This window comes from Roseburia sp. OM02-15, from assembly GCF_003481835.1.
GTDB classification, from domain to species: Bacteria; Bacillota; Clostridia; order Lachnospirales; family Lachnospiraceae; genus Eubacterium_I; species Eubacterium_I ramulus_A.
In genome coordinates this window covers 235-10,534 of sequence record NZ_QULX01000027.1, presented here as the reverse complement: position 1 = coordinate 10,534, position 10,300 = coordinate 235, and the positions used below count along the sequence as shown (strand labels likewise).

Annotated in this window: 10 protein-coding genes; 7 read left to right on the top strand and 3 right to left on the bottom strand. The window is 41.5% G+C overall.

Features of this window, described 5'->3' with window-relative positions:
* The first annotated feature begins 750 nt into the window (after window positions 1-750).
* From DXB15_RS15420 to DXB15_RS15410, 3 genes are all read left to right on the top strand, one after another.
* Complete coding sequence (locus DXB15_RS15420; protein WP_109216880.1) at window positions 751-1,227, top strand: hypothetical protein; 477 nt, start codon at window positions 751-753, stop codon at window positions 1,225-1,227.
* Between the two features lie 184 nt (window positions 1,228-1,411).
* Window positions 1,412-2,266, top strand: coding sequence for a glycerophosphodiester phosphodiesterase family protein (locus DXB15_RS15415; RefSeq protein ID WP_118703425.1), 855 nt, complete (start codon window positions 1,412-1,414; stop codon window positions 2,264-2,266).
* A 77-nt stretch (window positions 2,267-2,343) separates the two neighbouring features.
* On the top strand, window positions 2,344-3,627 hold the full coding sequence (locus DXB15_RS15410; protein ID WP_109216881.1) for an MATE family efflux transporter: 1,284 nt from the start codon (window positions 2,344-2,346) through the stop codon (window positions 3,625-3,627).
* 344 nt (window positions 3,628-3,971) lie between these two features.
* Here DXB15_RS15410 and DXB15_RS15405 read toward each other — a convergent pair whose 3' ends face one another.
* Both DXB15_RS15405 and tig read right to left on the bottom strand, forming a co-directional pair.
* Window positions 3,972-4,250 (bottom strand): hypothetical protein, encoded by a 279-nt coding sequence (locus DXB15_RS15405; protein WP_118703424.1) that lies wholly within the window; start codon window positions 4,248-4,250, stop codon window positions 3,972-3,974.
* A gap of 604 nt (window positions 4,251-4,854) precedes the next feature.
* A complete protein-coding gene (gene tig, locus DXB15_RS15400) occupies window positions 4,855-5,799 on the bottom strand; it encodes a trigger factor (protein WP_118703423.1) in 945 nt (314 codons plus the stop codon).
* Window positions 5,800-6,454: 655 nt separating this feature from the next.
* Here tig and DXB15_RS15395 point away from each other — a divergent pair.
* From DXB15_RS15395 to DXB15_RS15380, 4 genes are all read left to right on the top strand, one after another.
* Entirely contained in the window at window positions 6,455-6,832 is a 378-nt protein-coding gene (locus DXB15_RS15395) for a GntR family transcriptional regulator (RefSeq protein WP_109216949.1), read from the top strand.
* A complete protein-coding gene (locus DXB15_RS15390) occupies window positions 6,822-7,520 on the top strand; it encodes an ABC transporter ATP-binding protein (protein WP_109216948.1) in 699 nt (232 codons plus the stop codon). The genes DXB15_RS15395 and DXB15_RS15390 overlap by 11 nt, the downstream gene beginning before the upstream one ends.
* Window positions 7,514-8,371, top strand: coding sequence for a hypothetical protein (locus tag DXB15_RS15385; protein ID WP_109216947.1), 858 nt, complete (start codon window positions 7,514-7,516; stop codon window positions 8,369-8,371). The genes DXB15_RS15390 and DXB15_RS15385 overlap by 7 nt, the downstream gene beginning before the upstream one ends.
* A 178-nt stretch (window positions 8,372-8,549) precedes the next feature.
* Window positions 8,550-8,864 carry a YbjQ family protein gene (locus DXB15_RS15380; protein WP_109216946.1) on the top strand — a complete coding sequence of 105 codons (315 nt, stop codon included), beginning with the start codon at window positions 8,550-8,552 and terminating at the stop codon, window positions 8,862-8,864.
* 251 nt (window positions 8,865-9,115) lie between these two features.
* Here the strand turns inward: DXB15_RS15380 and DXB15_RS15375 are convergent, their stop codons facing one another.
* Window positions 9,116-9,973 carry a DegV family protein gene (locus DXB15_RS15375; protein ID WP_109215325.1) on the bottom strand — a complete coding sequence of 286 codons (858 nt, stop codon included), beginning with the start codon at window positions 9,971-9,973 and terminating at the stop codon, window positions 9,116-9,118.
* Window positions 9,974-10,300: the final 327 nt, after the last annotated feature.

Sequence of the window (10,300 nt, the reverse complement as noted above, 5' to 3'; positions counted from 1 at the left end):
ATATGTGTTGTTGCCATTGACTAATACTGTTGGTCAGTTTGAACGCAGAATAAGCATTCCCCAGCTTCAAGTGCGTGGAGCACTAAGCGGTGGGTAAGGGGGGGATGCTTATGTCAGTGGGAGTTAAAAGCTCCCACTGACAGGTCGCAAAGCGACTGCGTTCATGAGCAAGCAGCGAAAGCGGATTGCGAATGTCCGCTTTACAAATATATCAGATGGGAGATGACTCTCACCTCTATAGGTGGTGAGAAACAAGCTAGTATCAGTGGTGGGAGCCAATCCCCCATCTGATATAGCCTCCGGCAGGATTACAGAGGTGCGCAGTTGAAGTATGTCATGCAATTGCATGACATACTTCAACTGCGCACCTCGCAACAAGAATGCCGGAGCATTCTTGAATTATAAGAATCTGGTAACTGTTTTTATCAGCACTGAATCATACTTGCAAAAATAATGCATTGTACTTATAATCTATGTTAGAAAAAACTGGAAAAAGTATAAATGGATATTCGAAGCGTTAAGATTAGTCTGAGTTATATCTTCAACTGAGACAAATGCTCCGCGAGGGCGCACATTGTCTGGGAGACAATGGTTTTGCGCCGACCGGAACGGAGTGTAGAGTGCAGTGATTCTGAAAAGAAGATGTCAGCTTGCGCTGACCAGAATCACGCACCAAGTCTCACGTGCGTTCGACTTGAATTTTTTCGTGAGATTCCAGTATCAGACAAATAGTAGAAAGAGAGAAAAGACATGAAGTATAAAAGTGTGAATGAATTGGATAAATTTATGTTCCAGGATGCCGAAGTGAAAAAAATGGAGTTTAACCCAGAACTTATGACAATGGTGTTACTTGGCGCGGCAGCAAGACACAACAATCCATCCAATGATACTCTGGTGGATCGTTATCTGGACGATACAGAGATTCGTCTCAAATCTCCGAAAATTACAAGATTTTTGTTAGAGGGTGCAAAATATTACGATGCAAATAATGTCTTTTTGCGCGAAGTACCGGATCAGGATATTCCGAAGGATCAGTTTAAGGAGACTTTCCAGAAAATGCAGGAAGATGGTAAAGTATTTGTGATTACACCGAAGGATGCAAAAAATGGAGGCGAATACTGCTGTGAGATTGCGGTGGATGTAGACGAAGATACTTACTGGGTAGAAGTAGAATTTGAAAAAGCAGTCGTAGAATGGGAGCATTTCTTAAATAAAGTACCGGCATAGAGAAAATCAGATGTGGTTCATAGAAGAATATATTAGTATGTATTGGTGATAGGTATATGTTTATTTACATATGCTTTTGATGGAAGTTCTACATTAAGTATATTTTACTTGAAATACAATAGCGTCAGACACAGATATGAGATAGATGAACTAACTGTAATGATACGGAGGAAAAATAACGGGAATGATACTGATAAGTATTCTTATTGCTGTTGCAATCATTATTGGTTTACTTGGCTTAAGTGTGTACATGCTTCGACCGGAAACAGAAAAAACACGTTCTTTCGCTGCCTTCGACAATACAATGATCGCGCACCGGGGCTTGTTTAATAATAATTCAGACGCCCCGGAAAACAGTCTTGCAGCGTTCCGAAACGCATTGGAGCATGGCTTTGGCATGGAGTTGGATGTGCAGCTGACGAAAGACGGAAAACTGGTGGTTTTCCATGATTTTGACCTGAAGCGCATGTGCGGCGTACATAAGAAATTGACCGAATTAACATATGCAGAATTAGAGCAGTATTCTTTGAAGAACAGCACAGAAAAGATACCGCTTTTTTCTGATGTCCTGGAACTGGTCAACGGAAAAGTGCCACTTGTGGTTGAAATTAAAGTTGATTTTGACTATAAGGCAACCACGGAAGCGGCGGCTGCAATGTTGTCAGAATACAAGGGCGTTTATTGTATGGAATGCTTTAATCCATTGGCACTGGTATGGTACCGCAAGCATTTTCCAAAGGTGCTTCGTGGACAGTTGTCTATGGACTTTTTTCAGAGCGAGGATAAAATGCCGCAGATCGTGCGTTTTTTCCTGACAAATCTGTTGTTGAATTTCTGGGCAAAACCAGATTTTATTTCCTATAATCATAAGGATCGCCAGATCCGGGGCTTTCGTATGTGCCGAAAGCTGTTTGGGGTAAAAACTGCGGCATGGACGATAAAAAGTGAAGCTGAATTGCAGACGGATCGCGAAACATTTGATATGTTTATTTTTGACAGTTTTCTGCCAAAAGAAGGGGAAAAGGTGAGATTGAGTTGAAAAAACAAAAACAGAAAATTGATGAGAGTAAGCTGCTCTTTTCCAACCACGATCTGAAGGTATTGCTGATACCGCTGATGGTGGAACAGTTGTTGAACTCCCTGATGGGAACCGTGGACAGTATGATGGTCAGCAACGTGGGAAGTGCAGCTATTTCTGCGGTTTCGCTGGTGGATTCCATCAACGTGCTGGTTATTCAGGTGTTTACGGCGTTGACAGCAGGCGGTGCCATCATCTGTTCCCAGTATCTTGGAAGGAAAGATGTGAAAGCCTGCAATAAGGCGGCGCGTCAGGTATTGTTGGCGATGCTTGTAATCTCCATCGGACTGATGGCAGTGTGCATCGTATTCCGTCATCCGTTGCTGCGGTTGATTTTCGGAAATGTAGAACAGGATGTTATGGACAATTCCCAGATTTATTTTCTGATCACGGCGATATCCTTCCCATTTATTGGATTGTTTGACGCGAATGCGGCATTTTTCCGGGCAGAAGGAAATTCCAAACTGCCGATGACAATTTCAGCGTTGTGCAATCTGGCAAATATTGCCGGAAATGCGATCCTGATCTTTGGATTTAATATGGGGGTAGCTGGTGCGGCGATTTCCACTCTTGTTTCCCGTATTTTGATGTCCATTATTATGATCTGCCGTCAGCGTGTGCCAAAACAGGAGATTGTCATCCGTGATTATTTCAGCATCCGACCGGATATGAAGCTGATCTTGATCATTCTTTCTGTAGGAATTCCGTCTGGTATCGAAAACGGTATGTTCCAGTTTGGTAAACTGGCAATTCAGTCAACGGTATCAACCCTTGGAACGACAGCAATCGCGGCACAGGCTATGACGATCATTCTGGAAAATTTGAATGGTATTGCGGCGATGGGAATTGGAATCGGTTTGATGACGATTGTCGGTCAGTGTATCGGTGCCGGCGAAAAAGAGCAGGCGGTGTATTATATCAAAAAGCTTGCTGTGCTTTCTGAGTTTGTCGTAATTGTGTGCTGTCTGTTGATCTGGGCTTTGACGAAACCGATTACGATGATCGCTGGTATGGAGCCGGCCAGTGCAGATATGTGTTTTTACATGATGACAGTAATTACCATCGTAAAACCGATTATCTGGGTTCCGGCGTTTATTCCACCGTATGGACTGCGTGCAGCAGGAGATGTCAAATTCTCCATGATTTTGTCGACCTGTTCTATGTGGATCTTCCGTGTGAGTCTGTGTATTTATCTTTGCAGGGTGCAGGGATTTGGACCGATCGCGGTGTGGATCGGAATGTTTACGGACTGGACGGTACGTGGCATTATCTTTACGATTCGATTCCACAGACGGAAATGGCTTGACCACAAAGTCGTTTAGAGGTGTCTTGTTTCGGGTGGCTTAAAATTTATGGCTATACTTTAAGATTATGAAAGCGGACTCAGACAAATTTATCCTTCCAGCTAACAATCGCTTGGAAGAATAAATTTGCTCTGAGCCCGCTATTTACGTAGTGCGATCAGAAAAGTTGAATTTAAATGAAACCGCTTCTTGAAAAAAATTAGGAGCTCTTAATTCACTCAGTGAAATTAGTAAATTTTTGCGTCACCCTGCACTTCGTGCCACACATGCATATAGAGTATCGAAGCAATAAACTTTGTGTTGCATGTGCAGATATTGTAGGTAGATTTGTGAATTTGTCCAAAACCTATATGAGCGAGAAGTTATGATAGCGAATCTTTATCCTTTTTCAGCAGTGGTGGCGCAAATGGAAACACGTCCTGATAGGATTCGATTTCACCATCATTTTGTGGTCCGGATGGGATCAGACCAGTCTGGTCATTGGCAGAAGCAGATTTTCCCAGATAATCATAGTCAAAATTGTCAGTTTTATCTGCCTGATCAAACGTACCGGTGGTAACAGCATCTTTACTTGGACCACCATAATTTCTGTGACAATTCGTGTCATGTGTATTGTTATGTGTATGCGTATTTTTATTCATGTTCATTCCTCCAAATATAAAGTTTTAGTTTGCAGCATTAGTATTGGTAGAATGATAGAAGTTATACAGATACATAAAAGAACTTATATAACATAAAAATTTTGACATTATTATAAAAGAATGCTTATATAGTTATGTAAAGCGAGTGCTACCGATAGACGGTTAATTCAGTATACGATTAGACAAAAATTGTCGCTTCAGTTTTCCAGACGTGAGGGCGGCTATTAGGGTGTTTTATCTTAGTCGAGAAGACTCCCACTTCTGCAAGTGGTGAATAATAACAAGTCTTTCTCAGTGGGAGTACAATCTCCGACTGAGATAAACGCTCCGCGGGGGCGCACATTGTCTGGGAGACAATGGTTTTGCGCCGACCGGAACGGAGTGTAGAGTGCAGTGATTCTGGGAAGAATATGTCAGCTTTCGCTGACCAGAATCACGCACCAAGTCTCACGTGCGTTCGACTTGAATATTATCCTTACGGAATGTGTATCCGATACTAAAGCAGGGTAATCGACAGCGTGTTCATAACGTAAAAAGGAGAAGAACTCAGATTAGTGATGAAGGGCGTCTTAGCCCAAAGCACTCATCTGAGTTCTTCTCCTCTCTACTTATCGTAAATTACGCTGTCCAATATGAAGGCCATCGTTTTATCCATCGTAAGCTGATCGGCGATATTCTCCACATCTTCCTCTTCCAAAGTCTCTACGAATTCCTCCGGATCTTCATCCTCCTCTATCGCAATCGCCCGAAGCTCCTCAGCCAGCTCTTCCGGTGTAATGCTGATCTTTTCAGCCGCAGCAACCGCATGCAGTACGCTCTGTGCCTGAATTGCTTCCACAGCTTCCTGTTCTTTATCCGCGTAAATCTCATCTTCGCTGTGACCGGAACGTTTGCAGTAAAGTTCCAGCGGAATCTGATTCATTTCCAGTTCATCCAGAAAATCATCATAATAAATCTGTGTCATTTCTTCTTTCAGGTCATCATCGATCGGAATATCAGAATCGGCAATAATTTTTGCCATAACTTCCCGGGCAAATTTTTCCCGGACGGAAGTTTCCCGGCGTTCCTGCAGATTTGCAAGAATCTCATCTTTCCATTCATCCAAAGTTTTATATTCGGAAAAATCTTTTGCAAACTCATCATCAATCGGTTGATAGTCTACAAGACGCAGTTTTTTTAAGGTTGTACGGAATACAACGGAACGGTTCTGCATGGCACTGATGCGGTAATCAGCCGGAAAAGTAACATCAATATCAAATGTATCACTGATATTTTTGCCAATCAGAGCTTTATCGAATTCCGGTAAAAAAGCCTTTGCTCCGATGGTCAATGCAAAGTTTTCTCCATTTCCGTGCGGAATGGTCTTTCCGTTGTAGCGACCTTCAAAATCAAGAATTGCCTGATCGCCAGTCTGTGCACTGCGGTCATCAATATTTGTGGCAACAGCGTATTCTTTCTGTTTCTTCTTTAACACATTCATGACTTCGTGCTCCGTCACTTCAGTGTTTGGACGTGTCATGTGAATGCCTTTGTATGTTCCTAATCTCATAAGAGTAATTCCTCCATGTTATTTTTAGTATTTTTAATCAGAACGATACGAATCAGATAATTTCAAGGATAGAAGTTTATCCTTGTGAGTTAGAAAAACAATCCGTATGTTCCCGAATCTACCGTTATCATATCACAGAAAACAGGACAGCGTATAGAAATATTAAAAAAATCGTTAAGCAATTTTAACCAGAACATATTCCTGTAATGCAAAAAATAACGTCAATGGAATAAAAAGAAACATTGAGGAGGAGATAGTGCCTTGTATTCTTTTGTATAACATAAGCAGAAAAATATTATGATTTATCTCAGTCGAGAAGACTCCCACTTCTGCAAGTGGTGAGTAATAACAAGTCTTTCTCAGTGGGAGTACAATCTCCGACTGAGATAAACGCTCCGCGAGGGCGCACATTGTCTGGGAGACAATGGTTTTGCGCCGACCGGAACGGAGTGTAGAGTGCAGTGATTCTGAAAAGAATATGTCAGCTTTCGCTGACCAGAATCACGCACCAAGTCTCACGTGCGTTCGACTTGAATTAATATATGAATTTTGTATTGACAAAACCGGTTATGAGTATTATTGTATTAATCAAGTAATACAACAGTACAATAATACAGAAGATGCATAGAATAAAAAGAAAGGACAGTAAGATGATATGGCATGGAATTTTGTAAACGACCGATCGATTTACTTACAGTTGATCGATATTATCCAGAACAGAATTGCAACCGGCTATTATACGCCGGGCAGCAAACTTGCGTCGGTGCGTGATCTTGCCAGCGAGGCGGAGGTCAACCCGAATACGATGCAGAAAGCACTGGCAGAGTTAGAGCGCATGGGACTGGTTTATTCTCAGAGAACAAGCGGAAGATTTGTGACAGATGATGAAGGGAGAATACAGGAAATGAAACGCGAGACAGCACGGGAAACTATACAGACATTTTTACAGCAAATGAAAAATATGGGTTTTGAAAAAGAGGAAATTATAGATCTGATCCGAGAGGAGAAGGAGGGAGCGAGTCATGAGCAGTAGACTGGAATGTAGAAATCTGACAAAAGATTATGGAAATGTAATGGCATTAAGTGATGTCAATCTGACACTGGAAAGCGGCAGGATTGTTGGTCTGCTTGGACCAAACGGAAGTGGAAAGACGACACTGATCAAGACAGCAAACGGTCTGCTTCAGCCGACATCCGGAGAAATTTTATTAAATGGCTTAAAACCGGGACCGGAGACAAAATCATTTGTTTCCTATCTGCCGGATGCGAATTATTTACCGGACTGGATGAACATAGACGGACTGGTTGGAATGTTTGCAGATTTTTACGCAGACTTCGACCGGAAAAAAGCCGAAGAAATGCTTAAACAGTTAAATCTTCGTGAAAAAGACCGGTTAAAAACATTATCAAAAGGTAATAAAGAAAAAGTGCAGTTGATTCTGGCAATGAGCCGAAAAGCAGAAATTTATTTTCTTGATGAGCCAATCGGCGGTGTTGATCCGGCAGCAAGGGACTATATTTTAAATACAATCATCCGTAATTATTCAGAGGACGCACTGGTTGTAATGTCCACACATTTAATTGCAGATATTGAACGTGTATTAGACGAAGCAGTATTTATCAATCGAGGAAGCGTTGTTTTTCATCGCAGTGTCGATGAAATCCGTGAGACAGAACATAAATCAGTAGATGAGTTGTTCAGGGAGGTATTCAGATGTTAGGAAAATTGTTAAAATATGAGTTAAAATCAACCAGCAGAATGATGGGCGTATTATATCTGGCTGTGTTGGTTGTGGCAGCGGTAGTTGGATTTATTGCCAGAGGAATGATTCTGGGTGCGACACAGGGCAATGCCATTGCAGTTGTGATCAGTGGTCTGATCTATGGATTATTGATCGTGGCATTGATGATCGTAACGATTGTGATGGTTCTACAGCGTTTTTATAAAAATCTGCTCAAAGGGGAAGGTTATCTGATGCATACCCTTCCAGTTCCAACCTGGATGCTGGTTGCATCAAAAGTAATCAGCTCACTGATCTGGATTTTACTGAGTATTGCGGTGCTGTTCGTATCCATATTCGTTCTTGTACTGACAGGTATGCTTGGCAATGGTCTCTTTTCAGTGACAGATATTGATTGGGCATCCATCGACTGGACCAATATTTTTAAATTATTCCGGGAAAGTGCCGGAGAGGTGATTATGTCCATTGTGGCAGTTATTATTCAAATTGTTCGTATTGTTCTTCTGGTTTATACTGCGATGGCAATCGGTGCGGCTGCAAAGAGCCATAAAGTATTTTACAGCGTACTGACTTTTATCATCATTCTGATCATTATGGGAATTATCGGTACGGTAACAAATATCAGTCTTATTGATATGCTCAGCGGTTCTGCAGCAGTAAATGAGACAGCGGGAGGCACTGCTGGAATGTTCTTTGAAGCCGGAGACGGACTGGCATCAGCCGGTTATATCGGAATTCTGGCAAAGCAGTGCATCACAGATGCAATTTACAGTGTCGTATTTTTCTTTGTGACCACCTGGTTTTTGAAGAATAAATTAAATTTGGAGTAAAATCCACACATCTCATACAGCCTATGCTATAATAGCGATATGCAGGATCAGGAGATAACTAGTTTCAAGTCAAATATATGTTAGATTTGAGGTGGAATTTTGGACAGCGTGAGCTGGCATAGTTTCCCTGATTGTTGTATGGGGAACAGAGAGACTTTAGAAAATGGGAGGAATCACAATGGTATTAGTAAACACAGATTATATTTCTGGAAAAGAACTTGGAATGCTTGGAATGGTAAAAGGAAGCACCATCCAGTGTAAAAATATCGGCAGAGATATCGGAGCCAGCTTCAAAAACCTGGTTGGTGGAGAGATGAAAGCATATACAGAGATGATGAACGAAGCAAGAGATCTGGCAATTCACCGGATGATCGGAGAAGCAGAGCAGATGGGCGCAGATGCAGTCGTAAACGTACGTTTTGCCACATCCGCAATCATTCAGGGAGCAGCTGAAGTTATTGCATATGGTACCGCTGTTAAGTTCATACACTAAGGTATAACTGGCGCTTAGCTGGTGTGAGAGAATATGTTCCTTGAAAAACAAAAATGTAGCACAAGTAAAAAAACATAGAACTTGCGTGTTATGTGGTGTGAGTGAGCATGTTACTTGAAAAAAGAAAGTCGTAACGAAAATAGAGAATCCCATATTTTTCATCAGGCGAGGCGTCTTAGCCTGCATGATGAAAAATGTGGGATTCTCTTACATAACCCGAAAATTTTTTTTCAAAAATATGCGAAGGAATTTTATTCGCAGCATCCAGCCAGTCCAATTGCTCCCGGACCACTATGACAGCTGATCACACATCCTGTCATAACATACTCATAACTCTCAAATCCAAATCGGATCGCATTTTCTTTCATACGATCAAGTGCTACCTGAGAAAGTCCTTTAGAGTACATCAGATACAGACATTTTCTGGAAACATCATGTTTTGCCAGATATTCTTCCATATATGTATCCACAAATTTTTCAATCGAACCGCGGTATTTTTTAGAAGCCAGAAGTTTTCCATCTACAATCTCAATCAGCGGTTTCAGGCGAAGCAGGGTAGCGCCAAGGTATGCAGCATTGGATACACGTCCGCCTGCTTTCAGGTAATCTAAGTTACCCGGAATAAAAGAACAGAATACTTTTTTGTTCCAGGATTCAATTTCGTCAGCCAGAGCTTTGTAATCTGTCACAGTATCTTTTTTTGCCTGAATGATCTCATATGCCTTTGCAAGATGAGCAGTGCAGCCGCCGGATACGTTTCTGGTATCGATCAGATAAATATCCTCAAATTCGCGGATAGCGATCTCTGCATTCTGATAAGTAGAAGAAGCCAGAGAGGAGTATGCCAAGTGCATGATGACACAATCCGGATGTTCCGCGCGGATCTCATTAAAGAAGTCAATGTATTCGCCAACGTTTACAGCGGAAGTTGTCGGGATTTTTTTGGTTTCATTATAGTATTCGTAGATTTTATCTACGCTGATAGTTCCATCTGCATAGGAAGTTGCATCCATGACGATGTGCATAGGAATTACTTTTATATCGTATTTTTTTACAAGGTTTTCCGGAAGATCGGAACCACTTTCAGTGGTGATGATAATCTCTCTCATGTATCTAGTACCTTTCTTGTTGTCTGCTAAAACGACAACATGTAGTTTTCAATACTAGATTACACCTACAAGGGAAGAGTGTCAATAGAAAACAATTGGCAGAAGTTGAGAGGAAATTGCCTGGCAAGAAAAGGATGACAGAGTTTTGGGAAAATGCAAGAGCTTTGAGGTTTCTGCACGGTGTGATAGAAGGAAGAAATTTAACAAATTATAGCAAGAATTCTCCTTCCTCTACAGGTGGGAGATGAATTGCAAAAATAAATATAAAAAGCAAAACAGAACACTTGTTCTGCAATGAGAAATATGGTATAATACAATCAGTCGAAA